The sequence below is a fragment of the Kitasatospora sp. NPDC032121 genome, from assembly GCF_055580145.1.
The window spans coordinates 329,313-354,166 of record NZ_JBVILX010000004.1; the positions used below are offsets into that span (position 1 = coordinate 329,313).

The 24,854-nt window shown below is 74.2% G+C and carries 28 protein-coding genes; 11 read left to right on the forward strand and 17 right to left on the reverse strand.

Going from position 1 to position 24,854, the window contains the following annotated elements:
- Window positions 1-52: 52 nt before the first annotated feature.
- The 4 genes from ACZ5OX_RS15410 to sigE form a co-directional block, all read right to left on the reverse strand.
- A complete protein-coding gene (locus tag ACZ5OX_RS15410) occupies window positions 53-721 on the reverse strand; it encodes a hypothetical protein (protein WP_449790067.1) in 669 nt (222 codons plus the stop codon).
- Window positions 722-941: 220 nt separating this feature from the next.
- On the reverse strand, window positions 942-1,376 hold the full coding sequence (locus ACZ5OX_RS15415) for a sec-independent translocase (RefSeq protein WP_392873525.1): 435 nt from the start codon (window positions 1,374-1,376) through the stop codon (window positions 942-944).
- 147 nt (window positions 1,377-1,523) lie between these two features.
- Window positions 1,524-2,405 (reverse strand): zf-HC2 domain-containing protein, encoded by an 882-nt coding sequence (locus ACZ5OX_RS15420; RefSeq protein WP_465630294.1) that lies wholly within the window; start codon window positions 2,403-2,405, stop codon window positions 1,524-1,526.
- 122 nt (window positions 2,406-2,527) lie between these two features.
- Window positions 2,528-3,265 carry an RNA polymerase sigma factor SigE gene (gene sigE / locus ACZ5OX_RS15425; RefSeq protein ID WP_449790097.1) on the reverse strand — a complete coding sequence of 246 codons (738 nt, stop codon included), beginning with the start codon at window positions 3,263-3,265 and terminating at the stop codon, window positions 2,528-2,530.
- Between the two features lie 288 nt (window positions 3,266-3,553).
- Here sigE and ACZ5OX_RS15430 point away from each other — a divergent pair, with 288 nt between their 5' ends.
- Complete coding sequence (locus ACZ5OX_RS15430; RefSeq protein WP_449790098.1) at window positions 3,554-4,186, forward strand: O-methyltransferase; 633 nt, start codon at window positions 3,554-3,556, stop codon at window positions 4,184-4,186.
- A 136-nt stretch (window positions 4,187-4,322) separates the two neighbouring features.
- On the opposite strand, the gene ACZ5OX_RS15435 is transcribed toward ACZ5OX_RS15430, so the two are convergent.
- Window positions 4,323-4,490: a DUF3117 domain-containing protein gene (locus tag ACZ5OX_RS15435; protein WP_380552276.1), complete on the reverse strand. Its 168-nt coding sequence runs from the start codon at window positions 4,488-4,490 to the stop codon at window positions 4,323-4,325.
- Window positions 4,491-4,787: 297 nt separating this feature from the next.
- Here ACZ5OX_RS15435 and ACZ5OX_RS15440 point away from each other — a divergent pair, with 297 nt between their 5' ends.
- Window positions 4,788-5,588 (forward strand): enoyl-CoA hydratase-related protein, encoded by an 801-nt coding sequence (locus tag ACZ5OX_RS15440; RefSeq protein WP_465630295.1) that lies wholly within the window; start codon window positions 4,788-4,790, stop codon window positions 5,586-5,588.
- Between the two features lie 56 nt (window positions 5,589-5,644).
- Here the strand turns inward: ACZ5OX_RS15440 and ACZ5OX_RS15445 are convergent, their stop codons facing one another.
- The gene (locus ACZ5OX_RS15445) at window positions 5,645-6,232 is read right to left on the reverse strand and encodes a DNA-3-methyladenine glycosylase I (protein WP_465630296.1); all 588 of its coding nucleotides are present in this window, start codon (window positions 6,230-6,232) and stop codon (window positions 5,645-5,647) included.
- Entirely contained in the window at window positions 6,229-6,669 is a 441-nt protein-coding gene (locus tag ACZ5OX_RS15450; RefSeq protein ID WP_465630297.1) for a DivIVA domain-containing protein, read from the reverse strand. The genes ACZ5OX_RS15445 and ACZ5OX_RS15450 overlap by 4 nt, the downstream gene beginning before the upstream one ends.
- A 180-nt stretch (window positions 6,670-6,849) precedes the next feature.
- On the opposite strand from ACZ5OX_RS15450, the gene folP reads away from it, so the two are divergent.
- Window positions 6,850-7,662 (forward strand): dihydropteroate synthase, encoded by an 813-nt coding sequence (folP, locus tag ACZ5OX_RS15455; protein ID WP_449790099.1) that lies wholly within the window; start codon window positions 6,850-6,852, stop codon window positions 7,660-7,662.
- Window positions 7,663-7,702: 40 nt separating this feature from the next.
- On the opposite strand, the gene ACZ5OX_RS15460 is transcribed toward folP, so the two are convergent.
- Entirely contained in the window at window positions 7,703-8,512 is an 810-nt protein-coding gene (locus ACZ5OX_RS15460) for an LOG family protein (protein ID WP_465630298.1), read from the reverse strand.
- A 111-nt stretch (window positions 8,513-8,623) separates the two neighbouring features.
- Window positions 8,624-9,700 (reverse strand): succinyl-diaminopimelate desuccinylase, encoded by a 1,077-nt coding sequence (dapE, locus tag ACZ5OX_RS15465; protein WP_449790073.1) that lies wholly within the window; start codon window positions 9,698-9,700, stop codon window positions 8,624-8,626.
- A 257-nt stretch (window positions 9,701-9,957) separates the two neighbouring features.
- Between dapE and ACZ5OX_RS15470 the strand changes: the two genes are divergently transcribed.
- Window positions 9,958-10,947, forward strand: coding sequence for a VldE C-terminal domain-containing protein (locus tag ACZ5OX_RS15470; protein ID WP_465630396.1), 990 nt, complete (start codon window positions 9,958-9,960; stop codon window positions 10,945-10,947).
- 303 nt (window positions 10,948-11,250) lie between these two features.
- A complete protein-coding gene (locus tag ACZ5OX_RS15475) occupies window positions 11,251-12,054 on the forward strand; it encodes a hypothetical protein (protein WP_465630299.1) in 804 nt (267 codons plus the stop codon).
- A gap of 104 nt (window positions 12,055-12,158) precedes the next feature.
- Here the strand turns inward: ACZ5OX_RS15475 and dapC are convergent, their stop codons facing one another.
- Entirely contained in the window at window positions 12,159-13,307 is a 1,149-nt protein-coding gene (dapC, locus tag ACZ5OX_RS15480; protein ID WP_392873552.1) for a succinyldiaminopimelate transaminase, read from the reverse strand.
- Window positions 13,308-13,327: 20 nt separating this feature from the next.
- Window positions 13,328-13,654, reverse strand: a complete 327-nt coding sequence (gene fdxA / locus ACZ5OX_RS15485; protein WP_030061559.1) for a ferredoxin — start codon at window positions 13,652-13,654, stop codon at window positions 13,328-13,330.
- Between the two features lie 130 nt (window positions 13,655-13,784).
- Here fdxA and ACZ5OX_RS15490 point away from each other — a divergent pair, with 130 nt between their 5' ends.
- On the forward strand, window positions 13,785-14,798 hold the full coding sequence (locus tag ACZ5OX_RS15490) for a GNAT family N-acetyltransferase (protein ID WP_465630300.1): 1,014 nt from the start codon (window positions 13,785-13,787) through the stop codon (window positions 14,796-14,798).
- Between the two features lie 85 nt (window positions 14,799-14,883).
- Entirely contained in the window at window positions 14,884-15,756 is an 873-nt protein-coding gene (locus ACZ5OX_RS15495) for a transglutaminase family protein (RefSeq protein WP_449790101.1), read from the forward strand.
- 6 nt (window positions 15,757-15,762) lie between these two features.
- Here the strand turns inward: ACZ5OX_RS15495 and ACZ5OX_RS15500 are convergent, their stop codons facing one another.
- Window positions 15,763-16,392: a response regulator gene (locus tag ACZ5OX_RS15500; RefSeq protein WP_449790077.1), complete on the reverse strand. Its 630-nt coding sequence runs from the start codon at window positions 16,390-16,392 to the stop codon at window positions 15,763-15,765.
- An 84-nt stretch (window positions 16,393-16,476) separates the two neighbouring features.
- Here ACZ5OX_RS15500 and ACZ5OX_RS15505 point away from each other — a divergent pair, with 84 nt between their 5' ends.
- Complete coding sequence (locus ACZ5OX_RS15505; protein WP_465630301.1) at window positions 16,477-16,968, forward strand: GNAT family N-acetyltransferase; 492 nt, start codon at window positions 16,477-16,479, stop codon at window positions 16,966-16,968.
- A 19-nt stretch (window positions 16,969-16,987) separates the two neighbouring features.
- On the opposite strand, the gene ACZ5OX_RS15510 is transcribed toward ACZ5OX_RS15505, so the two are convergent.
- From ACZ5OX_RS15510 to ACZ5OX_RS15530, 5 genes are all read right to left on the reverse strand, one after another.
- Window positions 16,988-17,344 carry a hypothetical protein gene (locus ACZ5OX_RS15510; RefSeq protein ID WP_465630302.1) on the reverse strand — a complete coding sequence of 119 codons (357 nt, stop codon included), beginning with the start codon at window positions 17,342-17,344 and terminating at the stop codon, window positions 16,988-16,990.
- A gap of 58 nt (window positions 17,345-17,402) precedes the next feature.
- Window positions 17,403-18,671, reverse strand: coding sequence for a sensor histidine kinase (locus ACZ5OX_RS15515; RefSeq protein WP_465630303.1), 1,269 nt, complete (start codon window positions 18,669-18,671; stop codon window positions 17,403-17,405).
- Window positions 18,672-18,679: 8 nt separating this feature from the next.
- Window positions 18,680-19,402, reverse strand: a complete 723-nt coding sequence (locus ACZ5OX_RS15520; protein WP_449790081.1) for an ABC transporter permease — start codon at window positions 19,400-19,402, stop codon at window positions 18,680-18,682.
- Complete coding sequence (locus tag ACZ5OX_RS15525; RefSeq protein ID WP_465630304.1) at window positions 19,399-20,373, reverse strand: ABC transporter ATP-binding protein; 975 nt, start codon at window positions 20,371-20,373, stop codon at window positions 19,399-19,401. The genes ACZ5OX_RS15520 and ACZ5OX_RS15525 overlap by 4 nt, the downstream gene beginning before the upstream one ends.
- Before the next feature lie 182 nt (window positions 20,374-20,555).
- Entirely contained in the window at window positions 20,556-22,709 is a 2,154-nt protein-coding gene (locus ACZ5OX_RS15530; protein ID WP_465630305.1) for a S9 family peptidase, read from the reverse strand.
- A gap of 313 nt (window positions 22,710-23,022) precedes the next feature.
- Here ACZ5OX_RS15530 and ACZ5OX_RS15535 point away from each other — a divergent pair, with 313 nt between their 5' ends.
- Genes ACZ5OX_RS15535 through ACZ5OX_RS15545 form a run of 3 tightly spaced genes read left to right on the forward strand, consistent with a single transcriptional unit; the run spans window position 23,023 to window position 24,611 of the window.
- Window positions 23,023-23,217, forward strand: coding sequence for a DUF2304 domain-containing protein (locus tag ACZ5OX_RS15535; protein ID WP_392873618.1), 195 nt, complete (start codon window positions 23,023-23,025; stop codon window positions 23,215-23,217).
- A gap of 30 nt (window positions 23,218-23,247) precedes the next feature.
- The gene (mshB, locus tag ACZ5OX_RS15540) at window positions 23,248-24,156 is read left to right on the forward strand and encodes an N-acetyl-1-D-myo-inositol-2-amino-2-deoxy-alpha-D-glucopyranoside deacetylase (protein WP_465630306.1); all 909 of its coding nucleotides are present in this window, start codon (window positions 23,248-23,250) and stop codon (window positions 24,154-24,156) included.
- The gene (locus tag ACZ5OX_RS15545; protein WP_465630307.1) at window positions 24,153-24,611 is read left to right on the forward strand and encodes a DUF6113 family protein; all 459 of its coding nucleotides are present in this window, start codon (window positions 24,153-24,155) and stop codon (window positions 24,609-24,611) included. The genes mshB and ACZ5OX_RS15545 overlap by 4 nt, the downstream gene beginning before the upstream one ends.
- The last annotated feature ends 243 nt before the right edge of the window (window positions 24,612-24,854 follow it).

The window sequence follows — 24,854 nt, forward strand, 5'->3', positions numbered from 1 at the left end:
GTGGGCGCACCACCCGGCCCTCCGTCGTACGGCCGTTGTACTGCCGAGGGCCCTACGGGCGGGTGTAGGCCGTCAGGTCCGGGACGGTGGAGAAGCCGATGCCGTAGGCGCTGACGCCCCGGCCGTAGGCGCCCAGCATGACGCCGGGCGCCTCGCCGGCCAGCACCCAGCCGTACTCGGACTCGCGGTAGCGGAAGGGCTGCGGCAGGCCGTTGACCGGCAGGCTGAGGGTGGACCAGCCGGGGCCGGCCAGGTCGTCGGCGAGGTCCCAGGCGAGGCTGCTCTGCTGGTCCAGCCAGTCCTGGCGCAGCGCCCGGTCCAGCTGCCCTGGCCAGGTCGCGGCGAGCAGGCCGGAGCCGGCCAGCCAGGCGGCGGAGGCGGCGGAGGTCGCCTCCAGGGTGCCCGTGTTGTCGGCGCTGCGGCGGCTGTCCCGGCGGGCCACCGTGACCACGACGGCGAACTTCCGTACGTCGCGCGGCTCGTACTGCCTGGCCGGCTCCTCGCCGTGGCCGAGCGAGCCGTAGTCGACGCTGCCCGCGGCGCGGGGGCCGGCGCCGGCCTGCACCAGGAAACGGCGGCCGGTCCAGCCCTCGTCCAGCCCGTACCAGGGGAAGTCGGCGGACAGGTAGGGCACCAGCGGGTCCGCCGGGCCGGCCTGTCCGCCGACCACCGGGCCGCCGGCCGTGGCCGTCGCCCCTCCCGCCTGACTCGTCGCGTCCATCCCCGGGCCTCCTCAAACACACGTTTGCCTGCCGTGGCGCGCTCCCATGGTGGCGTACCGCGGCGTTCCGCGGGGCCGTTCCCGGACCGCGACGGGGCGCGGTGTGACGGACGGCTCAGCGGAACAATCAGCACAATAGCGGCGCACACGCCACCGCCCCGCTCAGCCGGGTGGCCGGGCGGGGCGGTGGCGCGGCGCCGGGGCGCCGGACGCGTACCGGTCAGGTGGCGTCGGGGTCGAACGGGGGCCGCTCGCCGGGCGCCAGCGGGGCTCCGGTGGAGGCGGGCGCCGGGGCGGACTTCTCGAAGCTGACGCTGCCGCTGCGGCCGTTGACCGGCGCCGCGGGCTTGTCGTCCAGGACGGACCGGATGTCCAGGGTGTCCTTCATGTCCTTCAGGCCCAGCGGATCGTCCTGGTCGCCCATGAGCTGCTTGCGCACGAAGGTCTTGGGGTTCAGGTCCTCGAACTCGAAGTCCTTGAACTCGGGGCCAAGCTCGCTGCGGATGTCCTCCTTCGCGTTGTCGGCGAAGGATCGGATCTTCCGGATGAAGCCCATGGTGTCCTGGATCAGCTTGGGGAGCTTGTCCGGGCCGAAGATGATGATCGCCATCACGACCAGGGTCAGGACCTCCAGCCCACTGACGTCGCTGAACACCTTTGCTCCCTAACTCGTCGGACGACGGTTCCTACAGGGTAATGGCCACCGGCGGGTCCTTGGCCCACGCTGTGATGAAGCCGTGGTAAAGACCTGCCGGTGGCCGAGGCGTCCGGGCCGGAGCGCCGGTGTCCTTCGGGGGCCGTTCTAGCGGATCTGCTGGCGCAGTGCGGCGAAGCCCCCGGGGTAGCGCTCCGGGGAGCCCGGCGGGGTCGCGTCGCGGGTCGCGGCGACCGGGCGGCCGGCGAAGTCCACCGGGACCTGCGCGGTCGTCGGGACGAGGCCGCCGCGGCCGCTGCCGGGCGGGCTGACGGTGGTTCCGTGGCGCTCCTCGCCCTGCGTGCTGAGCCCTCCGACGCCGCCGAGCGTCACCGCGGCGACGGAGAAGGCTCCCGCGGCGGCGAACACCAGCCGTCGGCCCCGCGCGGGGGACCGGACGGCGGCGGGCGCGGCGGGCTGCGGACGGGCCGGGGCGGCGGCGGTCTCGGGGCGGGCGGAGCGCCGGCCCATCAGCGGCCGCAGCACCGTGCCGCGGCCGAAGGCCCGCGGGTCGACCCCGGGCAGCGGGGAGTCGGCGCCGAGCGCGCCCGCGCCGAAGGAGGCCCCGGCGCCGCGGCCGAAGGAGCCGCCGTCGAGCCGGCTGCCGCCGAGCGTGCCGGTGGCCGCGACCCCGCCACCGGGCAGGTCGTCGTCGTCCTCGCGGCGCCCGCGCCGGCCGGAGCGCCAGTCGCCGTCCGCCGGGGCGTCCTCGGGGAGGTTGCCGACGGCCATCAGGCGGGCCATCAGCGCGGAGGACGGGCCGGGCGGGCCGGAGCGGGCCAGCATGTGCTTGACGGCGCGGCCCTCGTCGGCCTCCGCGAGGCACTGGGGGCAGGTCGCCAGGTGGGCCTGGACGCGGTCGCGCGAGTCGTGGCCGAGTTCGCCGTCCAGGAAGGCGGAGAGGCGCTCGCCGAGGTGGTGCTCCTCGGCGGCGGGTGCGGCGGGACGGACGGGGAGCGCGTGCAGCGCCGTGTCCGCGGGCAGTGCCACCCCGGGCAGCACGGGCTCACCGGGTTCGTCGCCTCCGCGACGGCCCGGCAGCGCCCAGCCCCGTCGGCTCGGAGGCCGGTCGGATGCGTCCGACCGGTCCGAACCGGACCGGCTGGTTCCGCTCACGATCGCCTCCGTCCGCGCCCACCGGGCGCGACCGCGGCCTCGACCGCCCCCACGCCGACGGCCACCGGCACCGGCTCCTCCGAGCCGCCGCGGCGCTCACGGCCGGGGGCCGAGCCGGGGGCGCGGTGCTTGAGCGCGGCGCGCAGGTGCGAGCGGCCGCGGTGGATGCGGCTGCGGACGGTGCCGAGCTTGACGCCCAGCGTGGCGGCGATCTCCTCGTAGGACAGGCCCTCGATGTCGCAGAGCACCACGGCGGCGCGGAACTCCGGCGCGAGGGTGTCCAGGGCGTGCTGCACGTCGGCGTCGAAGTGGGTGTCGCTGAAGTGCTGGGCCGGGCTGGGCTCGCGGGAGGCGAGCCGCTCGGCCGCGTCCTCGCCGAGCGCGTCGAAGCGGATGCGCTGGCGGCGGCGGACCATGTCCAGGAAGAGGTTGGTGGTGATCCGGTGCAGCCAGCCCTCGAACGTGCCGGGGGTGTAGGTGGACAGCGAACGGAACACCCGGACGAAGACCTCCTGGGTGAGGTCCTCGGCGTCGTGCTGGTTGCCCGTCAGACGGTAGGCCAGCCGGTAGACCCGGGCGCTGTGCGCCTCGACGATCTCCTCCCACGTGGGCGGAGTCCAGGTCTGCGCGTCGGGACCCTCGGAGAAGGTCGCGAGAGCGGGGGCCTCGGTGGCACCGGCGGCCGGCGTCGCGGCCACGGGCTGGTCCAGGTCGGAGTGCGCAGGCTGGTTCATCACGGGCTTCGGCGTACGGGCCGACGCGGTGCCGCGGAAGTGCCGCCGCACAGGGACGTCGCCCTCGGCCACACCTCCTCGGTCGGCTCTTCTGCCCAGCAGGGCCACCACCATATCCACCTCACCCGTCAAGCCCGGATAAAAGTGCCCGGGAGGTCTTGCGCACCCGGTCCGACATGACAACGGCCCGCCGCCGTACGCGGTTCCCGGTCGGCCAGTAATCTGTGCCAGGAAATATCGACATCCCTCGGCACCGGGCCGCCGCCCGGGGCTCCGAAAGAGGCAGCCATCAGCGAGTTCGGGCCCGCGCGCGCGGCCCTCGCCGACACCTACGTGGGCGAGGACGCCGTGCTGACCTACGCCCGGGCGCAGTCCGCGCGGACCGGGATACGGGCGATCGGACCGAGCGGCGGGGCCTGCCTGCGGCTGCTGGCGGCCGCGCTGGACGCCAAGGCGGTGGCCGAGATCGGCACCGGCACCGGGGTGTCCGGGGTCTACCTGCTGCGCGGGATGCGGCCGGACGGCGTGCTCACCACGGTCGACTCGGAGCCGGTGCGCCAGCAGCTGGCCCGTGAGGCGTACCAGGCGGCCGGGTTCGCGGCCAACCGCTCCCGGTTCATACCGGGCCGGGCGCTGGAGGTGCTGCCCCGGCTCGCCGACGGGCAGTACGACCTGGTGTTCTGCGACGGCGACCCGGCGGAGTCCTGCGAGTACCTGCGCGAGGCGCTGCGGCTGCTGCGGCCGGGCGGGATGGTCTGCTTCGAGGGGGTCTTCCAGGAGGGCCGGCTGGCCGAGCCGGAGCTCCAGGACCCGCAGACCGGCGCCGTCCGGGACCTGGTCCGGGACGTGCGGGAGAGCGAGGACCTGCTTCCGGCGCTGCTGCCGGTGTCGGACGGGCTGCTCTGCGCGATCAAGCGCTGAGCCCGGCGCCCCTCGGGGCGCCGCGGGCCCGCAGGCCTCGCGGCCCGGGCCCGGAAAACGCGCGGACCCGGGCCGACATGACGTCGTACCCGGGCCCGGCAGCACATCTCCAGGAGATGGCGAGCACCTGCTGCGGTCAGCCGCAGGCCTTCTTCAGGGCCTCGCCGAGGGCCTCGGCCTCGTCAGGCGTGAGCTCCACCACAAGGCGTCCGCCGCCTTCGAGCGGAACGCGCATGATGATGCCCCGCCCCTCTTTGGTGACTTCGAGCGGGCCGTCACCCGTCCGCGGCTTCATGGCCGCCATGCTCGTTCCCCTTCCTGCAACCGCTCAGCTACGCACCGGCAGTCCGTCCACCGCCGGTATCGAACGCATTGATCGGAAGCCATTATCCCGCATGCCACGGGCTGATGACCAACATCACTCTCGGTGCAACCACGGCCGGACCGCCCCCAACCACCGCAATTCACGTCATAAGCCCCGGCGTGGCGGCGGTGCGGACACCGCGGGAAGGTGCGATACCTCACACTCCCCAGCCCCCCGCGTGCTCCGGCATCCTGACACACACGACTGACACCGCCACGACCCCGGGAGCCCTCACCCATGTCCGATTCCGTGCTGTACGAGCTGGACGGCGGCCTGGCCGTCATCACCATCAACCGCCCGGAGGCGATGAACGCGCTCGACGTCGCCACCAAGATCGCGCTGCGCGACGCCGTGGCCGCCGCGGCCGCCGACCCGGCGGTGCGGGCCGTGCTGCTGACCGGGGCGGGCGAGCGGGCGTTCTGCGTCGGGCAGGACCTCAACGAGCACCTGACGCTGCTGAAGCGGGCCGAGGAGACCGGCGAGGGCGCGCTGCGGACCGTCGCCGAGCACTACAACCCGCTGGTGCGGGCGCTGGCCGGGATGCGCAAGCCGACCGTCGCCGCGGTCGGCGGGGTGGCGGCGGGGGCCGGCGCCTCGCTCGCCTTCGCCTGCGACTTCCGCGTCCTGTCCGACCGGGCCGGCTTCAACACCGCCTTCGCCGGGATCGCGCTGACCGCCGACTCGGGCGCTTCCTGGACGCTGCCGCGACTGGTCGGGCACGCCAAGGCCACCGAGCTGCTGATGCTCCCCCGGACGGTCAAGGCCGCCGAGGCGATGGAGCTGGGCCTGGCCACCAGGGTGGTGCCGGCCGACGAACTCGCCGCCACCGCACGGGCCTTCGCCCACGAGCTGGCCGAGGGGCCGACCGTCGCCTACGGCGCCATCAAGGAGTCGCTGGCGTACGGCGCCTCCCACTCGCTGGACGAACTCCTCGACAAGGAGGACGAGTTGCAGACGATGGCGGGCGAGAGCGAGGACCACCGGATCGCGGTGCGCGCCTTCATCGCCAAGGAGAAGCCGAAGTACCTGGGCCGCTAGGGACATCGGCCACTACGGGCCGGCCGTCCGATCGGAGGGGCCGGCCCTCGGGCCCGTCAGCGGACGGCGGCGGTGCGGACGTGGCAGTCCGCCAGGTGGTCGTCGACCAGGCCGCAGGCCTGCATCAGGGCGTAGGCGGTGGTCGGGCCGACGAAGCGGAAGCCCGCCTTCTTCAGCGCCTTCGCCAGCGCCGTCGACTCCGGCGTGACGGCCGGCACCTCGCCCATCGTGCGGGGGGCCGGCCGGTCCGGGTCCCCGGCGAACTGCCAGATCAGCGCGTCCAGTCCGTCCTCCAGGTCACGGGCGACCCGCGCGTTGGCGACCGCCGCCTCGATCTTGGCCCGGTTGCGGATGATGCCGGTGTCGGCGAGCAGGCGCTCCTTGTCCTCCTCGCCGAACTCGGCGACCTTGGCGATCTCGAAACCCGCGAACGCGGCCCGGAAGCCCTCGCGGCGGCGCAGGATGGTCAGCCAGGACAGCCCGGACTGGAAGGCCTCCAGGCAGACCCGCTCGAACAGCGCGTCGTCGCCGCGCACCGGCCGGCCCCACTCGGTGTCGTGGTAGACCCGGTAGTCGTCGGTGGAGTCGCCCCAGCCGCAGCGGCGCAGGCCGTCCGCGCCGAGCACCGCTCCGTCGGCCGTCACTTGTCCGCCCCGGGCTCGGCGTCCTCGGGGGTCCGCTCCCCGGCCGGCCGCTTGGCGAGCGCCACGACCGGCTCGACCACCTTGGCGAACTCCTCCAGGCCGGGCAGCGGTTCGGCCGCCGGGTCGGGGGCGCCGCCCGCCTCGACCGCGCCGCGCAGGTGGGCGGCGGCCTCCAGCTCGGCGATCCGCGCGTCGCGGTAGGCGAGTTCGGCGCCGAGGCGGTCCAGGACGTCGTCCACCTCGTCCATCCGGTAGCCGCGCAGGGCCATCGGCAGGCGCAGCTCGTCCACGTCCGCCTTGCCCAGCGGGCGGTCCTGCGGCAGCCGCGCGGAGATGCGGTCCGGTGCCGCCTCCGGCATCGAGCCTCCCCCGCCGAGCGCCACCAGGGCGGCACCGCCGACCACCACGGCCATGGCGACCACGATCACCCAGAACACGAGCTGTCCTCCCGAACTCCCGGCCGGTCCGCTATGTGGCGCAGGTAACCACACTGATCATGACAGCATGGTCCCTTAGTGAGGCCGGGGGCCATCATCGCACCCGCAGGAGCTGTGGAGGAGACATCGGTGGCACTGCGCCTGGGACCGCGGGAATTCGGTGACGACGAGCTGGTGATCATGGCGATCGTCAACCGGACGCCGGACTCGTTCTTCGACAAGGGTGCGACCTTCGCCGACGAGGCCGCCTTCGCCGCCGCGGACCGGGCGATGGCCGAGGGCGCGGCGATCCTGGACATCGGCGGGGTGAAGGCCGGGCCGGGCGACGAGGTCACGGTCGAGGAGGAGCTGCGGCGCACCGTGCCCTTCGTGGCCGAGCTGCGCAAGCGCCACCCCGAGGCGGTGATCAGCGTGGACACCTGGCGGCACGAGGTCGGCGAGGCGGTCTGCGAGGTGGGCGCGGACCTGCTGAACGACGCCTGGGGCGGGGTGGACCCGGAGCTCGCCGAGGTGGCCGCCCGGTACGACGTCGGGCTGGTCTGCACCCACGCGGGCGGCGCCGAGCCCCGCACCCGTCCGCACCGGATCGGGTACGAGGACGTGATGGCGGACATCCTGCGGGTGACGGTGGGACTGGCCGAACGCGCGGTGGAACTGGGCGTGCGGCGGGACGCGCTGATCATCGACCCGGGGCACGACTTCGGCAAGAACACCCGGCACTCGCTGGAGGCCACCCGGCGGCTGCCGGAGATGACCGCGACCGGCTTCCCGGTGCTGGTCTCGCTCTCCAACAAGGACTTCGTCGGCGAGACCCTGGACCGGCCGGTGAACGAGCGGCTGCTCGGCACCCTGGCCACCACCGCGGTCTCGGCCTGGCTGGGCGCGCGGGTCTACCGGGCGCACCAGGTCGCGGAGACCCGCCAGGTGCTGGACATGGTCGCCTCGATCCGGGGCACCCGCCCCCCGGCGGTCGCCCGCCGGGGGCTGGCGTGAGCGCCTCGGGCCGGGCCCGCCGAGGACCCGTCCGGGGCTCCTAGATCTCGCCGGCGGGCCGGCGGGCGTCGGCGAGGATCTTCATGACCTCGTCGATCTCGTCGGTGATGTGGAACAGCTCCAGGTCGTGCGGGGCCGCCTTGCCCTGCTCGACCAGGGTGTTCTTCAGCCACTCGTAGAGGCCGCCCCAGTAGGCGCTGCCGTAGAGGATCACCGGGAAGCGGGTGACCTTCTTCGTCTGCACCAGGGTGAGCGCCTCGAACAGCTCGTCCAGCGTGCCGAGGCCGCCGGGCAGGACCACGAACCCCTGGGCGTACTTCACGAACATCGTCTTGCGGACGAAGAAGTAGCGGAAGTTCAGTCCGAGGTCGACGAACTCGTTGAGGCCCTGCTCGAAGGGCAGCTCGATGCCGAGCCCGACGCTGAGGCCGCCGGCCTCGGAGGCGCCGCGGTTGGCGGCCTCCATCGCGCCCGGGCCGCCGCCGGTGATCACCGCGTAGCCGGCCTCGGCGAGGGCCCGGCCGATGGCCACGCCCGCCTGGTACTCGGGCGAGTCGGCCTGGGTCCGGGCGGAGCCGAAGACGCTGATCGCGGGCGGGAGTTCGGCGAGGGCGCCGAAGCCCTCGACGAACTCGGAGGTGATCCGCAGCACCCGCCACGGGTCGGTGTGCAGCCAGTCGGTGGGACCGGTGGTGTCCAGCAGGCGCTGGTCCGTGGTGCTCGTTCCGACCTGGTCCCGGCGCACCAGCACCGGGCCCTTCTGCTTCTCGGGCCAGGCCTTCTTCTTCCGCGGCACCCCGACCTGCTCGGGGCCGTGACCGTAGTGCTTCTCGTCTCCTGTGCCTGTCATGACGGAACCCTACGCCCGCCTTCCCCCGTTTTCAGGCAACGGGGGAAGGTCGGTTGAGCATCCGGAAGGTGGCGTTCGGCCGCCGTCCCGACGGTCGGCGCGGTGCGCGGCTCAGCTGGTCAGCCAGGCGCGCAGCCGCTCCTCGACCTCGGCGATGGCGCTCAGCGAGCAGTGCTCCTCGCGCTTGTGCGCCAGGTTCGGGTCGCCGGGGCCGTAGTTGACCGCGGGGACGCCGAGCGCGCTGAACCGGGCGACGTCGGTCCAGCCGAACTTGGCCCGGGCCTGGCCGCCGGTGGCCGCCAGGAAGGCCTGGGCGGCCGGCTGGGAGAGTCCCGGCAGGGCACCCGGGGCGAAGTCGGTGACGGTCAGCTCGAAGCCGTCGAAGACCTCGCGCACGTGCTTCTCCGCGTCGGCCTCGCTGCGGTCCGGCGCGTAGCGGAAGTTGACGGTCACGACGCACTCGTCCGGGATCACGTTGCCGGCCACGCCGCCGTCGATCCGGACCGCGTTCAGGCCCTCGCGGTACTCCAGGCCGTCGATCTCCACCCGGCGCGGCTGGTACCGCTCGAGCCGGGTGAGCACCTCGGCGGCGTGGTGGACGGCGTTGTCGCCGAGCCAGCTGCGGGCCGCGTGGGCGCGCACGCCGGTGAGCCGCACCTGCGCCCGCAGGGTGCCCTGGCAGCCGCCCTCGACCATGGCGCCGCTGGGCTCCATCAGCACCGCGAAGTCGCCCGCCAGCCACTCCGGGTGGTCCTTGGCGAGGTGGCCCAGGCCGTTGCGGTGGGCCTCCACCTCCTCGCAGTCGTAGAAGACGAAGGTGAGGTCCCGGTTGGGCTCGGGCAGCGTGGCGGCGAGGCGCAGCTGGACGGCCACGCCGGACTTCATGTCCGAGGTGCCGCAGCCGTAGAGCAGGTCGCCCTCGACGTACGAGGGGAGGTTGTCGGCGATCGGCACGGTGTCCAGGTGGCCGGCCAGGACGACGCGCTCGGCGCGGCCCAGGTCGGTGCGGGCGACCACGTTGTTGCCGTGGCGGTCCACGGTGAGGTGCGGGTAGCCGCGCAGCGCGGCCTCCACGGCGTCGGCGAGCGCCTGCTCGTCGCCGCTCACCGAGGGGAAGTCGACGAGCCGGGCGGTCAGCGTCCCGCCGTCGAGAGTGAGGTCCAGGGGCGTCGGATTCGGGCTGCTCATGGGCGTCAGCCTAGTCCGCGGCCCGGTTCGCCCGGCCCGGTCCGCCCGGCGCGGCCGCCGCGTGACGCGGTTCGGACTCGGTGGCGAGTGGGCGGGTGACGGCAACCGGGGGGCGCCGTACATCCGTCCGAGTGGGTACGGTGTCGGATCAAGGAGCAGGCGCGAGAGGGGCGACGGTGGCCAGGAGAAGGAGCAGCGAGCAGCTGGGCGACGAAGAGGAGCCCACTCGCCGCCGCGGGCCGCTGCGCGCCCTGCTGATGGTGATCGTCGGGCTGCTCGGCCTGGCCCTGGTCGCCGGACTGGCCGTGGTCGGGATCTGGTGGTTCGGCTTCAAGCCGGGTGTGTCGGAGGAGTGCACGGTGAAGACCGCGGCCGGCAACGGCACGCTGGAGCTGCCGCAGGCCGCCAACGCCGCGACGATCGCCGCGGTGGCGCGCTCGCGCGGGCTGCCGGACCGGGCCACCACGATCTCGCTGGCGACGGCGATGCAGGAGTCCAAGCTGCGCAACCTCGCGGGCGGCGACCGGGACTCGATCGGCCTCTTCCAGCAGCGGCCGTCGATGGGCTGGGGCACCCCGGCGCAGATCGGCGACCCGGTGTACGCGACCAACAAGTTCCTGGACGGCCTGGTCAAGGTCCCCGGCTACACCCGGATGCCGCTGACCGACGCCGCCCAGACGGTGCAGAAGAGCGGCTACCCGCAGGCCTACGCCAAGCACGAGACGAAGGCGACCCTGCTCACCTCGGCGCTGGCCGGCCGCGAGCCCGCCTCGTTCTCCTGCGTGGTGCACGACTACGCCAAGCCGGATCCGGCGGACTCCGACTCCCCCACCGCGGGGACCACCCCGGGCGCCACCGCGACCCCGGCCGCGGCGCCGGACCGGGCCCAGGTGCTGTCCGACCGGGTGCGCCGGGAGTTCGGCCGCACGGTGACCCCGGCGACCGGCTACACCTCGACCATCAAGGGCGCCGAGAACGCCCTCGCGCTGACCCCGGACCCGGCCACCACCGCGCTGACCTCGGGACCGGACGCGGGGGCGGACGGCGGGGTGAGCGCCGAGCGGGCGAGCGGCTGGGAGGTCGCCCACTGGGCGGTCGCCCAGGCCCAGCAGCTGGGCATCGCGACGGTCGCCTACGACGGGAAGATCTGGCGCAAGTCCAAGTCCGAGGACGGCTGGCAGACCCAGACCTCGGGCACCTCGACCAAGCTCGTCCAGGTCACCCTGGCCCCGCCCACGAAGAGCTGACGCACTGGTGTTCGGGTTGCCGCCGGACGAGTGATTCCGGTCAACCCCGGTGGACAGACCGCCCGTTCCGGCGAACCGGGGTGAAGAACCGTCACTCCCCTTGTCCAGGACCGGTTCGGCGGCGTCCGACCGGCCCGGCAAGCGGCCCTGCTTCAGTCGTACGATCCGATGGTCGGCCAGGGTCCTTCCTTGCACCGGCCGAAACCTTCTGGCTTCTCAAGCGGTAACAACGTCGTCCGCCCGGTCGGCAACGCCCGGCTCCCAGGGCGGACGGGACGGACCCAGACCCCTTCGAGGAGCCCCATGTCTCACCCCCTCACGCGCCGGATCGCCCAGGCCGCGCTCGTCGTGGCCGCCGGAGCGACCCCGCTGCTCGCGGCCGGCTCCGCGTCCGCTCTGGGCGGGGACGCCCTGCTGCCCAAGAGCGACCTCGCGGCACCGCTGGGCCAGCTGACCAATTCCGACGCCGGCTCGACGCTCCAGCACACCACCCACCAGCTCGGCCAGGCCGCCGGCACCACCGGGGCGGCCACCGTCGCCGCGGGCGTACCGGCCTCCGCCGACGCTGCCGGCAACATCGTGGCCCAGCAGCTTCCCGAGGCCAACGAGAAGGCCGGCTCGCTGACCGCGCCGGTCGACCAGACCGCCGCGACCGCCGGCCAGCTCTCCACCGTCACCCCGAAGGTCGCCTCGGCCCTGGCCGGCAAGCTCGGCGAGGCCGTCACCGGCAAGAGCGCGGAGACCCGCGGCGCCACCGCCGGCACCGGCCCGCTCGGCGGCCTGACCCAGGCCGGCTCGGTCACCCAGGCCGTGCCCGGCGCCGAGACGCTCACCGGCGCCGTCCCCGGCGGCACCGCCGTCGCCGACGCGCTGCCGGTGGGCGCGGTGCAGCGCGCGCTGCCGCTCGGTTCGGTCGAGCGGGCCCTGCCGGCCGAGCTGCCCGCCACCGACGTGCTGGGCCTGGCCGAGCACGGCTCGGCCAACCGCCTCGGCGGTGCCGACCTCGGCAAGAACAGCCCGCTGTCCGGCCTGACCGGCGCGCTCGGCCCGCTCGGCGGCCTGCTGAACAGCCTCAACGGCGGCGGCCTCGGCGGCCTGCCGCTGTAGTCGGTCCGCACCCCGTTCCTCCGGGGAGGACCCCGAAGGGGGCCGGTGTCCGTGACACCGGCCCCCTTCGCCGTACGGTCCCGGGGTGCGCTCCCCGGGTGCGGTCAGCGCGCCGCGCCCAGCCGCTCCACGGCCGCCGCGACCCGCTCGTCGGTCGCCGTGAACGCGACCCGCACGAAGCGGTCGCCGGCCGGCCCGTAGAAGTCGCCGGGCGCCACCAGGATGCCCAGCCCGGCCAGTTCGGCCACCGTCTCCCAGCACGGGCGGTCCTGGGTCGCCCACAGGTAGAGGCTGGCCTCGGAGTGCTCGATCCGGAAGCCGTACGCCTCCAGCGCAGCCCGCAGCGCCGAGCGCCGGGCCGCGTACCGCTCGCGCTGCTCGGCCACGTGCGCGTCGTCCGCGAGCGCGGCGACGGTCGCCGCCTGGACGGGCGCCGGCACGATCATGCCGCCGTGCTTGCGCACCTCCAGCAGCTCCCTGACCACCACCGGGTCACCCGCCACGAAGGAGGCGCGGTAGCCGGCCAGGTTGGAGCGCTTGGAGAGCGAGTGGACGGCCAGCAGGCCCTCGTGGTCGTCGCCGCAGACGTCCGGGTGCAGGACCGACACCGGGTCGGCCTCCCAGCCCAGCTCCAGGTAGCACTCGTCGCTGACCAGCAGCGCCCGGTGCTCCCGGGCCCACTCGACGGCGCGGCGCAGCTCGTCCGCGCCCAGCACCCGGCCGGTCGGGTTGGACGGCGAGTTCACCCAGAGCAGGCGCACCCGGGAACCGTCCAGCTCGTCCACCGAGTCGTACTCGACCGGCTCGGCGCCGCACAGCCGGGCGCCCACCTCGTAGGTCGGGTAGGCCAGGCGCGGGTAGGCGACCTGGTCGCCGGGGCCGAGGCCGAGCTGGGTCGGCAGCCAGGCCACCAGCTCCTTGGAGCCGACGGTCGGCAGCACGGCCTGCGGGCCGATCCGCGCGCCCACGCGGCGATGCAGCCAGCCGGCGATCGCCTCGCGCAGCTCCAGCGGGCCCCAGACGGTCGGGTAGCCGGGGGTGTCGGTGTGCGCGGCCAGCGCCTTCTGGATCACCTCGGGGACCGGGTCCACCGGGGTGCCGACGGAGAAGTCGCAGAGGCCGCCGGGGTGGGCCAGCGCGGTCGCCTTGTACGGCTCCAGCTTGTCCCAGGGGAAGACCGGCAGCTTGTCCGAAACGCGGCGCGCCGCCCCCGGGTGGCCCGGGAACGGCGCGTGCGTGCTGTTGGTGCTCACAGCTGTTGTGCCACCGATCGTCAGTGGTCGGCGTTCTGCGGCGGCAGAGCGGCGATGAACGGGTGGTCACGCTCGATCAGGCCGAGCTTGGAGGCGCCGCCGGGCGAGCCCAGGTCGTCGAAGAACTCGACGTTCGCCTTGTAGTAGTCCTTCCACTCCTCCGGGGTGTCGTCCTCGTAGAAGATCGCCTCGACCGGGCAGACCGGCTCGCAAGCGCCACAGTCGACACACTCATCCGGGTGGATGTAGAGCGATCGCTCGCCCTCGTAGATGCAGTCAACCGGGCATTCTTCGATGCACGCCTTGTCCTTCACGTCGACACAAGGCTGCGCGATGACGTAGGTCACGCTGTCGTTCCTCCTCGGAAGGGCCTGGTGGCCCGTTCTGTTCTGCTGCCGTGCGCGGTGAGCGCGGCGTCGTCGATGCCCGCCCCTAGTATCGCGGGTCGGAGACCGCAAATGCACAGGAGGTGGCCAGATGGCGACGGTCAACCCGGTCGGCGACCGTCCGGAGGTCCGGATAGACCGCTCTGACGTGGGACGACGCGTGTCCGTCCGCCGGCTTGCGGAGTTCGTGGACGACCGTCCGGTGTTTCGGGATTCGATCGGCGTGCTCACATCGTGGGACGATCATGGGCTGACGGTCGTCCCGCGCACCGGCGATCCGGTGTTCTTGCCGGAGAAGCTGCTGGTCGCAGGCAAGGTCGTGCCGCCGTTTCCGGCCCGGCGCGCCCCCTTGCCGGTCACCGGGCCGGTCGAACTGCAGCGGATCGCGGGGCGCGGCTGGCCGGCCGTCGAACAGGAGTCGCTCGGCGAGTGGACGCTGCGCGCCTCGGCCGGGTTCACCCGGCGGGCCAACTCCGTCCAGGCCCTCGGGGAGCCGGGTCTGCCGCTGCCTCAGGCGCTGGCGGCCGTCCGCGACTGGTACGCGGCGCGCGGGCTGCCACCGTACGTCGAGGTGCTCTCCCCCGGCTCGCCTCCGACGCTGGTCGCCGAGCTCGACCGGCTCGGGGCCGGGTACGCGCCCACCCTGGTCCGCACCGCGCCGCTGGCCGGGCTGGCCCGGGGCGGCGCCGGGCACGAGAGGGTGCGGCTGGCGCGCACGGCGGACGACGGGTGGCTGTCGGTGTACCGGCGGGTCGGCGACGACCCGGCGGTGGAGGAGGCGGCCCGACAGGTGCTGAACGGTGGGCCGTCGGTCTGGTTCGCGACCGTGCCGGGCGCCCCCGGGCAGCCGCCGCTGGCGATCGGGCGCTGCGTCATCGACGGGGCCTGGGCCTGCTTCGGCGCGATCGAGGTCCAGCCGTACGCCCGGCGGGCCGGGCTGGCGACGGCGGTCATGGCGGTGCTCGCCTCGCGCGCGGCCGAGGAGGGGGCGAGCGGCGCCTACCTCCAGGTCGAGGCGGAGAACGCGGGGGCGATCGCGCTCTATGACGGACTCGGCTTCACGACCAGTCACACTTACCACTACGCGCTCCTCCCCCAGGGGTAGCCGCCAGGCCGTACCGTCCGTCCGATCACCCGCTTGTCCGACCGCCGCCTTGTCCGTCCGCCGTACGAAAGCCGTCGCCGTCACCGTGACCGAGCAGAGCAGAGACCGCTTCCGGACCGCCGCCCGCGCCGAGCAGCCCGACCCGGTGCTGCTGTGCGTGCTCGCCGCCGCCGAGCACGGCATGGTGCCCGACCCCGGCGACCCCGGCGAGCCGCCCGGCGTGGACGCGCTGCTCGCCGCCTGCGAGGCCGCGCTGGAGCGGCACGCGGCGGAGGTCCGGACGGCGGTCGCCGAGCGGGCGCCCACCGGACCGGAGGAGACCGCCGCCCTGCTCGCCGCGGTGCTCGGCGGGCGGGAGCGCTTCCACGGGCGGCAGTCGGACTACCGGCGGCTGGAGTCCTCGCTGCTGCCCGAGGTGCTGCGGCGGCGGCGCGGGCTGCCGATCATGCTCTCCCTGGTGTGGATGGCGGTCGGACGGCGGGCCGGGCTGACCGTCCACGGCATCGCGCTGCCCGGCCACTTCATCGTCGCGGTCGGCGGCCCGGCGGGCGGCGAGGACTACGTCCTGGCCGACCCGTTCCACGGCGGGCGGCTGCTCGACCCGGAGGACGTCGAGCAGCTGGTCGCCGCCGCCGGGCAGGAGTTCACCCCCGCCCTGCTCACCCCGGCCCAGCCGCTGGAGATCGTGCTGCGGGTGCTCGGCAACATCCGGCTCTGGGCCGCCGACCGCCCCGAGCACGCCCGCACCCAGCTCTGGGCCACCGAACTCGCCCTGCTGCTGCCCCGGCACCCGGCCCAGCTGCGCCTGGAACGGGCCGAACTCCTCGTCCGCACCGGGGACTTCCTCGGCGGCTCGGCGGAGATGGACGCCTACGCGCAGATCCTGGACGCCTTCGACCCGGACACCGCCGCCAAGGTCCGGCAGGAGGCCAGGGCGGCCCGGCACCGGCTCAACTGACCTCCGTCAGAGCCAGCCCTTCTCACGGGCGATCCGGACCGCCTCGGTGCGGTTGCGGGACTCGGTCTTCTGGATCGCCATCGACAGGTAGTTGCGCACCGTCCCCTCGGACAGGTGCAGCCGCCTGGCGATGTCCGCGTTCACCGCGCCGTCGGCCGCCGCGTCCAGCACGTCCCGCTCGCGCGCGGTCAACGGGTTGGCGCCCTCGGCCAGCGCGGCGGCGGCCAGCGTCGGGTCGATCACCCGCTCGCCGCGCAGCACCCGGCGGATCGCCTCCGCCAGCTCGGCGGCCGGCGCGTCCTTCACCAGGAAGGCGTCCGCACCCGACTCCATCGCCCGGCGCAGGTAGCCGGGCCGGCCGAAGGTCGTCGCGATGACCACCTTCGTCCGCGGTGCCCGGCGGTGCAGCTCGGCGGCCGCCTCGATGCCCGTCATCCCCGGCATCTCGATGTCCAGCACCGCGACCTGCACGTCGTTCGCGAGCACCGCCGCCACCACCTCGTCCCCGCGGCCGACCTGCGCGACGACGTCGATGTCCCCCTCCAGCCCGAGCAGCGCGGCCAGCGCCTCCCGGACCATCCCCTGATCCTCGGCGAGCAGCACGCGGATCGAGGCCCCGTTGTCAGTGTCGTTCATGGCCACGACCTTAGGGCCTGCCTCCGAGGACCCGGCCGACGTATTCCAGTGGTTCACCGGGGCCCCGCGGACGAGACTGTCCCGGTGCTGACCCTGGAACTCCTGCGCCCCGACCACGCCGACGCCGTACTGGCCTTCGAGCGCGCCAACCGCGCGTACTTCGCCCGCACCGTCCCGGACCGCGGCGACGCGTACTTCGCCCGGTTCGCGGACCGCCACGCCGCCCTCCTCGCCGAACAGGCCGAGGGCGTCTGCAGGTTCCACGTCGTCCGCGACGCGGCCGGCGACCTGGTCGGCCGCGTCAACCTCCTCGACCTCGTCGACGGCAGCGCCGAACTCGGCTACCGCGCCGCCGAATCCGCCGCCGGCCGAGGCATCGCCACCGCCGCCGTGGCCGAGGCCTGCCGCCTCGCCGCCACCGCCTACGGCCTGCGCTCCCTCACCGCCGTCACCACCCTCGACAACCTCGCCTCGCAGGCCGTCCTCGCCCACAACGGCTTCAAGCCCCGGTACGAGTTCCTCCTCGACGGCCGCCCCGCCCTCGCCCACCACCGCTCCCTCGCCGACCTCGGCTGAGGCCGGCCGGGCCGACGGCCTACTCCGGAAGCCAGCGGCGGGAGGATTCGAGGCTGTCGGCGATGCCGGTGTTGAAGGCGAGGGCGGCCCCGGGAGCGTGACGACGCACCAGATTGACGACGAGTTCGAAGAACAGGAGCGCGGCCTCGGGCTTGCGGATGCCACCGCCGATGACGACGACGTCCCAGGCCCGGGCGGCCAGGGCCGCCACGACGGCGGGCTCGGCGGTGTCGTCGGGGGCGACCAGCGCGGTCGCGGCGTCGATGCCGTGCTCGGCGAAGCGGAGGAGTTCGGCGTCGAGGACGGCCTGCACGGCGTCGCCGTCCATACCGGGGACGGCGTGCGGGTCGAAGCCGATGATGAGAACGGTGGGCATGTCCGGTACGACGTCCGTACCGGCCGTCCGGGTTCCCCGCGCGGGCCCGCGCGGCGCGCTAGCGCGGCTTCGTCGCGGGCGAGGGTCCGGAGGCCGGGGCCGACACCGTGCGCAGCGGCACCGAGGCGCGCAGCCGGAAGCCCCGCCCGCGCTCCCCCGGCCCGGTCTCCAGCCGCCCGCCGACCAGCGCCAGCCGCTCCTCCAGACCGGACAGGCCGTTGCCCGGCTGGGACTTGCCCGGCCCGCGCCCGTTGTCGGTGACCTCCAGGACGGCGTAGTGCTCGCCGCCCGCCTCCCAGCTCTCGTCCGCCGCGACCGTGCAGACGGTGGCGTCCTCGCCGTGCCGGACGACGTTGGTCACGGCCTCGCGCAGCGCCCAGGCCAGCGCGCCCCGCTCCTCGTCGGGCAGCGCCGGCCAGGCGTCCACCAGCTCCGGCGCGGCCTCCAGCCGGACCTGGGCGGCGGCCAGCGCGGTCCGGGCGGCGGCCAGTTCGACCGGCAGGGTCGGGCGGCGGAAGCCGGTGACCGCCTCCCGGACGTCGATCAGCGACTGCCGGGCGACCTGTTCGATGTCGGCGACCTGCGCCCGGGCGGCCTCGTCCTTGCCGGCGTCCATGAACCGTCCGGCCAGCTCGCTCTTCAGCGTGATCAGCGACAGCGAGTGCCCGAGCAGGTCGTGCAGGTCGCGGGCCAGCCGCAGCCGCTCCTCGGAGGCGGCCAGGTGCGCGACCGCGGCCCGGGCCTCGCGCAGCTCCTTCATGGTGGCGACCAGCCGCTGCAGGCCGGTCATCGCGACGCCGGAGAGGAAGGCGCTGAGCGCGAAGGTGGAGACGTTGTCGACATCGGCGCCGATGCCCACGCCGACGACGGCGGTGAGCGCGGCCATGGCGACCAGCGCGCGCAGCCCGTAGCGGGCCGGGGTGATGATCGCGACGCACACCGAGGCGTAGATGAACAGCGTCAGGAACGCGTCGCCGAGCACGACGGAGGCGGCGACCGCGAGCCCGACCATCGTCGTGACGATCGCCAGGCAGGCCCGCGGCCGCATCCCGGCCTGCGAGCGGAAGACCACCAGCAGCACGTACGCGACCATGAACACGGCCAGGCAGCACCAGCCGAGCACCGTCCCGATCGTGCTGTGGCCGCCGCTCAGCAGGTCCCCGGCCGGGTAGGCCAGGTAGAGCATCCACAGCATCATCCAGGCGACCTTGACCAGCAGCTGCCTCCTGGTCTCCACCGGGGAGCCGGGGACGTTCATGAAGGACGCGCGCGCCACGCCCACCTCCGGCGGTTCGTCGGGGCGGTGGGCCTGGCGCGCGTCACTCATGTCGATCATCATGCCTGGCGGGTGTCGCGGCGGTACAGCGCTGCGGCGGCGGCCGTGAACACCACGAGGAAGCCGGCCAGCCCCGCGACGGCGACGGTGTCCAGGGAGTGCCCGGGCTGGATGAAGGCGGCCAGCTTGTTGTACAGGAACACCGGGTTGAACCGGGCGAACTTCTCCAGCGAGCCGCTCACCGGGAACCAGGTGCCGCCGAGCAGCGCCATCGCCATGTAGGTGATCATCACGATCGGCTGCACCGCGTCCGGCGCCGCCGCGTACCCGAGTGCCACCCCGAGCGCGGCGAAGACGAAGCTGCCCAGCCAGAGCGCGGCCGCCAGCGCGATCCACTGCGCCGCGCCAAGCGAGACGCCCTGGCTCGCGCCGACCGCGAAGACCACCAGGATCGCCGGCAGCGTGGTGACCGCGGTCGCCGCGATCTTGCCGACGGTGTACGCCCGGCCGGGCAGCGCGGTCAGCCGCAGCTGGCGCACCCAGCCGCTCTTGCGCTCCAGCGAGATCCGCTGCGCGTTGCCGCTCAGCACCGCGCCGACCGCGCCGAAGGTGGCCATCGAGACCATGAAGTACGTCTTCACCGGCAGGCCGCCGGCCAGCCGGGTGGAGCCGTAGGCGTTGATGAAGAAGAAGTACATCAGCGCCGGGTAGGCGATGGTGAAGAGCAGGTAGCGCCGGTTGCGGAGGGTCCGCAGGATCTCCAGCCTGATCAGGGTGGTCATCGCACGCTCTCCTTCTCGGTGCTCCCGGTGTCGGCGCCCCGGGCGCCGTCCTCGCGGTCCAGTTCCCCGGTGATGGTCAGGAAGGCCTGTTCCAGGCCCACGCCGGTGACCTCCAGCCCGCGCGGGTACAGGCCCGCCCGGTAGGCCCCGGCCACGGTGGCGTCGGCGTCCGCGGTGCGGATCCGCACCGTCCGCACCCCGGGGACCCTCGCGGTGACGTCCAGCGACTGCACGCCCGGCAGGGTGCGCAGCACGGACTCCTCGAACCCGCCGTCCGTGTCGTGGAGTTCGAAGGCGATCCGGCGGGCTCCGGCCCTGGCCTTGATCTCCGCCGAGCTGCCGTCGGCGATCAGCCGGCCCCGGTGGAGCACCAGGACGCGGTCGGCGATCGAGTCGGCCTCCTCCAGGTAGTGGGTGGCGAACAGCACCGTGCGCCCGGCGTCGGCCTGGGTGCGCATGCTCGCCCAGAACGACTGCCGCACGCTGACGTCCATGCCGGTGGTGGGCTCGTCCAGCACGATCAGGTCGCTGTCGCCGGCGATGGCCAGGGCGAAGCGGACCCGCTGCTCCTGGCCGCCGGACAGCTTGTCGACCCGCCGTTCCGCCAGCTCCGTGATCCCGGCGTCGGTCAGCACCCCCGTGACCGACCGACCGCGCGGGTGCACGTCGCAGGCGAGCCGGACCAGCTCACGCACCTTGACGTCGGACATCAGCCCACCGCTCTGCAGCATCGCGCCGACCCGGCCGGCCTCGATCGCCGCTCTCGGGGTGCCGCCGAACAGGGTCACGCTGCCCCGGTCGGGCTCGCGCAGGCCGAGCAGCAGGTCCAGACTGGTGGACTTCCCTGCGCCGTTCGGCCCGAGCAGGGCGACGGTCTCGCCCGGCCTCAGCACGAGGTCCAGTCCGTCCACGGCGCGCACCCGCCCGTAGCTCTTGCCGACGCCGCGGAAGGCGGCCACCTCGGTACCCATCGCCCCGCTCCTCTCCCCTGGTGGTTTTCGCGTCCGATGCTGTTCGCACCACCTCAGAGTCCCGCGCGGGCGGGTGGCGGCGGCAGTGTCCGCCGTCGTGCCTTCGGCATGACGGATGTCATGGCGGCGGCCGGTACCCCCGTCAGGGGCACCGGCCGCGGAAGGCGCTGGTCAGCGGGGTGTCACAGGCCCAGCGAGCGCTTCACGAAGTCGACCTGGAGCAGCAGCAGGTTCTCCGCGACCTCCTCCTGCGGGGTCATGTGGGTGACGCCGGACAGCGGCAGCACGGTGTGCGGGCGCCCGGCGGCGAGCAGCGCCGAGGACAGCCGCAGGGTGTGCGCGGCCACCACGTTGTCGTCGGCCAGCCCGTGGATGATCATCAGCGGGCGCTCCAGGCCGGCCGCGTACCCGCTCAGCGAGTTGGCGGCGTACACCTCGGGCCGCTCGGCCGGGTCGCCCAGGTAGCGCTCGGTGTAGTGGGTGTCGTACAGCTCCCAGTCGGTCACCGGCGCCCCGGCCACCGCCGCGTGGAAGACGTCCGGGCGGCGCAGCACGGCGAGCGCGGCGAGGTAGCCGCCGTACGACCAGCCGCGGATGGCGACCCGGTCGAGGTCCAGCGGGAACTCCCCGGCGAGCGCCCGCAGCGCGTCCGCCTGGTCGTCCAGGGTGGCCCCGGCGAAGTCGAAGGCGATCGACTTCTCCCAGGCCGGCCCGCGCCCGGGGGTGCCGCGGCCGTCGGCGACGACCACCGCGAACCCCTGGTCGGCGAACCACTGCGACTGGAGGTGCGGGTTGTGCGCCTGGTAGACGCGCTGGCCGCCGGGGCCGCCGTACGGGTCCATCAGGACGGGCAGCAGGCCGTCCCGCTCGCGGTCGTAGCCGGTGGGCAGGAAGACCGCGGCGGGGATGCGGCGCTCGCCGGCGAAGCGGAAGACCGGACGGGCGGTGATGACCGGGGTCTCGGCGTGGGAGGCGATGGTGGCGACGTCGTCGACCGCCACGCCCTCGGGCAGGTCCCGGGCGACCTTGACGAGCGTGCCGGGCAGGTCGGGCTCGGCGGTGGCCCGGACGGTGATGCCGCCGCCGTGCACCGCGCTGGTGACGGAGGTGAACGGCCGCCCGTTGGCGGACTCCCAGCCCAGCCGCTTGCCGTCGTGGCTGATCCGGCCGACGGCGATCCAGCCCGGCTCGGGGTCGGTCTCGCCGACGCCGCCGGAGGCGCTGAAGAACACCTCCTCCTCGGTGACCGCGACGACCGAGCGGACGTGCAGGTCGGCGCCGGTCACGGTGCGGTCGCCGATCACCAGCGCCCGCACTCCTCCCTCGTCGGAGATCCGGACCAGCTTGCCGTCCGGGGTCCAGGCCGGCGCGCCCGCGAACAGCTCCAGCCAGGCGCCGTCCTTCTCCTCGTGCAGCACCTCGGTGGTGCCGGTGGCGACGTCCAGGCCGAGGATCCGCTGGTGGCGCTGGTCGCGGGACTGGACTTGGAGCAGCGGGACGCCGCCCTTCGACCAGTGCACCCGGCCCAGGTAGGGGAACGCGGCGCGGTCCCAGACCACCTCGGTGCGCCCGCCGTGCAGGTCGAGCAGCCAGAGTCCGACCTCGGCGTTGGCGCTGCCGGCCGCCGGGTAGGCGACCTCGGCGGGCTCGCGGTCCGGGTTCGCCGGGTCGGCGATCCACCAGCGGCGCACCGGGCTGTCGTCGGCGCGCTCGACCAGCAGCCGGTCGCTCTCCGGGGACCACCAGAAGCCGCGGTTGCGGTCCATCTCCTCCTGCGCGATGAACTCGGCCTGGCCCCAGGTGACGTTCGGGCCGTCCGGTTCGGCGAGCACCCGGTCGCCGCTGCCGTCGGCGCGGGTCAGCCGCAGCTCGCCGGCGGTGTTGGCGTACGCGACGTGGGTGCCGTCCGGGGACGGCCGCGGGTCCAACAGCGGCCCCTCCGCGGGCAGTTCGGTGGTGGCGCCGGTGGCCAGGTCGGCGGTGAACAGGCGGCCGGAGAGGGCGAAGGCGGCCAGGGTGCCGGCCGCGTCCAGGGCGTAGCCGACGATGCCGGCCGAGCCCTCGCGGCTGCGCTCGCGGCGGGCCTTCTCGGCCGGCGAGAGGTCCTCCTCGCCGCCGCCGAGCAGCGCGGCCGGGTCGGCGGCGATCCGCTCCTCGCCGGTGGCGGTGTCGAGGGTCCAGAGCAGGTTGGCCCGGTCGCGGCCGGAGGGCGAACGGAGGAAGACGACCCGCGAGCCGTCCGGCGCGACGGAGAAGGAGCGGGGCGCGCCGACGGTGTAGCGCAGGGTCCGCGCGTACTGCCGGGGGAAGGTGTCGGCAGAGGTGTGGGAGGTCATGGCACCAGACCTTATGACGCCGAGCCACCGCGGCCGGACGTGTGCTGATCACTCGTTCGGAGCATCGTCACCAAGTACACCCCAAAGGGGTCCAAACCGCCTCCGACCGGCCTATGCGCCCCTCGGATGCCACGATGCCCCGGCGCGCGTGGACTCACCGAGGGTAATGTCCCCCTCACTCATCGGGTATGACTTGTCCGGCGAGTGATCGTCGGGCCCGTCCCGGCCCGCGGTCGCCCGCAGCCCCCAGTCCCGCACCGTCCCTCGCCGCCCTCCCCGGGGGCGGCGTGCCCGAGAAGGGGTGTGAGCCGACATGGCCATGAACATCTCCGCCGCCGTGCTGATGCTGGTCATCGTGGTGATCCTGATCCGCCGGTCCGGCCTGAAGCTGGCGCACGCGATCGTCTGCGCGCTGCTCGGCTTCTACCTGGCCTCCAGCTCGATCGCCCCGTCGATCAGCCAGGTCACCAGCAACCTCGCCGGGATGATCAACGGCCTGAAGCTCTGACCCCGTCGCGGCGGTCGTAGGCTTCCTCCCATGACCGCGACTACCGGCCGCCGCCTCCTCCTGGTGCACGCGCACCCCGACGACGAGTCGATCGGCAACGGCGCCACCATGGCCCGGTACGCCGCCGAGGGCGCCCGGGTCACGCTGGTGACCTGCACCCTCGGCGAGGGCGGCGAGGTGATCCCCCCGGAGCTGGCCCACCTGACGGCCGATCGGGAGGACACCCTCGGCGCGTACCGGATCGGCGAGCTGACCGAGGCGATGCGCGCCCTCGGCGTGACCGACTTCCGCTTCCTCGGCGGCCCGGGGCGCTACCGCGACTCCGGGATGATGGGCGTGCCCGAGAACGACGCGCCCGGCTGCTTCTGGCGGGCGGACGTCGAGGAGGCGGCCGACCACCTGGTCGCGGTGATCCGCGAGGAGCGCCCGCAGGTGCTGGTCACGTACGACCCGGACGGCGGCTACGGGCACCCGGACCACATCCAGGCGCACCGGGTCGCGACGCGCGCGTACGAGCTGGCCGCCGACCCGGCGCACCGGCCGGAGCTCGGCCCGGCCTGGCGGATCGCCAAGGTGTACTGGAACCGGATGCCCCGCTCGGTGATCGAGGCCGGGCTCGCCGAGGCCGCCGCCAAGGCGTCCTTCCCGGGCGTCGCGCAGCCCGCCGACATCCCCGGCGTGGTCGACGACGAGCTGGTCACCACCGTGCTGGACGGTTCCGCGTACGCGGGGCGCAAGGCCGCCGCGATGGCCGCCCACGCCACCCAGATCACCGTGGACGGCGCGTTCTTCGCGCTCTCCAACGACCTCGCCCAGCCGCTGTTCGCCACCGAGTACTACCAGTTGGTGCACGGCCAGGCCGGGCCGGGCGAGCCGGAGGACGACCTGTTCGCCGGCCTCGGGCCGGACGCCGCGCACGCCGAGGAGGGCACCCGATGAACAAGCCCGCCGCCGGGCCGGCCCGGCGCCCGCTCGCCGCCGTCCTCCTCGGCACCCGCGAGGAGCGGCTGGCCGAGCCCCAGCCCCCGCGCATCGCCCGGATCGCGGCTTATGTCCTGTTCTTCCTGCTGGGCATCGCGGTGTCGGTCTGCGGATCCTTTGTGCAGGCCCTGTGGCCGCCGGTGGGGGTCCTGCTGGCGCTCGCCGCGACCGCCGCGACCTTCTACGCCGGCCTGCGGGTCACCGGCACCCGGCTCGGCGCGGGCGCGCCCGCGGCCGGCTGGTTCCTGGCGATGCTGCTGCTGATCGTGCCCCGGCCCGAGGGCGACAACGTGCTGTGGTCCAACGCCACCTCGCTGGCCTGGCTGTTCGCCGGCTCGGTGCTGGGCGTGATCTGCGCCACCCTGCCCACCCGCACCAGCTGGTTCCCCGGAGTGCCCGGACCCCCGCGCTGACGCCGGTCGTGCACGGCGTACCGTACCGCGTACGACGCGCAGTCAGGAGCGAACGGCCTTACTCTCATACCGGAGGAACCGGACGTATCAGGATCTGTCCGAAGCCGTTCGCCGCTCTGTTCTTCCCAGTATGGTGGTCCCGCAGAACGCCGTACCCGACCGCCGCCCGCCCCAGTCAAGGCCCGGCGACCACGACCGCGGTCGCGCCGCACGGCCCGCCCGCGAACCCGGAGCAGAGCAGCA

Coding starts and splice junctions, on each gene's coding strand:
- ACZ5OX_RS15410 (WP_449790067.1), bottom strand. CDS start 721: ATGGACGCGACGAGTCAGGCGGGAGGGGCGACGGCCACGGCCGGCGGC.
- sigE (WP_449790097.1), bottom strand. CDS start 3,265: ATGAACCAGCCTGCGCACTCCGACCTGGACCAGCCCGTGGCCGCGACG.
- ACZ5OX_RS15435 (WP_380552276.1), bottom strand. CDS start 4,490: ATGGCGGCCATGAAGCCGCGGACGGGTGACGGCCCGCTCGAAGTCACC.
- ACZ5OX_RS15440 (WP_465630295.1), top strand. CDS start 4,788: ATGTCCGATTCCGTGCTGTACGAGCTGGACGGCGGCCTGGCCGTCATC.
- folP (WP_449790099.1), top strand. CDS start 6,850: ATGGCGATCGTCAACCGGACGCCGGACTCGTTCTTCGACAAGGGTGCG.
- ACZ5OX_RS15460 (WP_465630298.1), bottom strand. CDS start 8,512: ATGACAGGCACAGGAGACGAGAAGCACTACGGTCACGGCCCCGAGCAG.
- dapE (WP_449790073.1), bottom strand. CDS start 9,700: ATGAGCAGCCCGAATCCGACGCCCCTGGACCTCACTCTCGACGGCGGG.
- ACZ5OX_RS15470 (WP_465630396.1), top strand. CDS start 9,958: ATGGTGATCGTCGGGCTGCTCGGCCTGGCCCTGGTCGCCGGACTGGCC.
- ACZ5OX_RS15475 (WP_465630299.1), top strand. CDS start 11,251: ATGTCTCACCCCCTCACGCGCCGGATCGCCCAGGCCGCGCTCGTCGTG.
- ACZ5OX_RS15490 (WP_465630300.1), top strand. CDS start 13,785: ATGGCGACGGTCAACCCGGTCGGCGACCGTCCGGAGGTCCGGATAGAC.
- ACZ5OX_RS15500 (WP_449790077.1), bottom strand. CDS start 16,392: ATGAACGACACTGACAACGGGGCCTCGATCCGCGTGCTGCTCGCCGAG.
- ACZ5OX_RS15510 (WP_465630302.1), bottom strand. CDS start 17,344: ATGCCCACCGTTCTCATCATCGGCTTCGACCCGCACGCCGTCCCCGGT.
- ACZ5OX_RS15515 (WP_465630303.1), bottom strand. CDS start 18,671: ATGAGTGACGCGCGCCAGGCCCACCGCCCCGACGAACCGCCGGAGGTG.
- ACZ5OX_RS15520 (WP_449790081.1), bottom strand. CDS start 19,402: ATGACCACCCTGATCAGGCTGGAGATCCTGCGGACCCTCCGCAACCGG.
- ACZ5OX_RS15525 (WP_465630304.1), bottom strand. CDS start 20,373: ATGGGTACCGAGGTGGCCGCCTTCCGCGGCGTCGGCAAGAGCTACGGG.
- ACZ5OX_RS15530 (WP_465630305.1), bottom strand. CDS start 22,709: ATGACCTCCCACACCTCTGCCGACACCTTCCCCCGGCAGTACGCGCGG.
- ACZ5OX_RS15535 (WP_392873618.1), top strand. CDS start 23,023: ATGGCCATGAACATCTCCGCCGCCGTGCTGATGCTGGTCATCGTGGTG.
- mshB (WP_465630306.1), top strand. CDS start 23,248: ATGACCGCGACTACCGGCCGCCGCCTCCTCCTGGTGCACGCGCACCCC.
- ACZ5OX_RS15545 (WP_465630307.1), top strand. CDS start 24,153: ATGAACAAGCCCGCCGCCGGGCCGGCCCGGCGCCCGCTCGCCGCCGTC.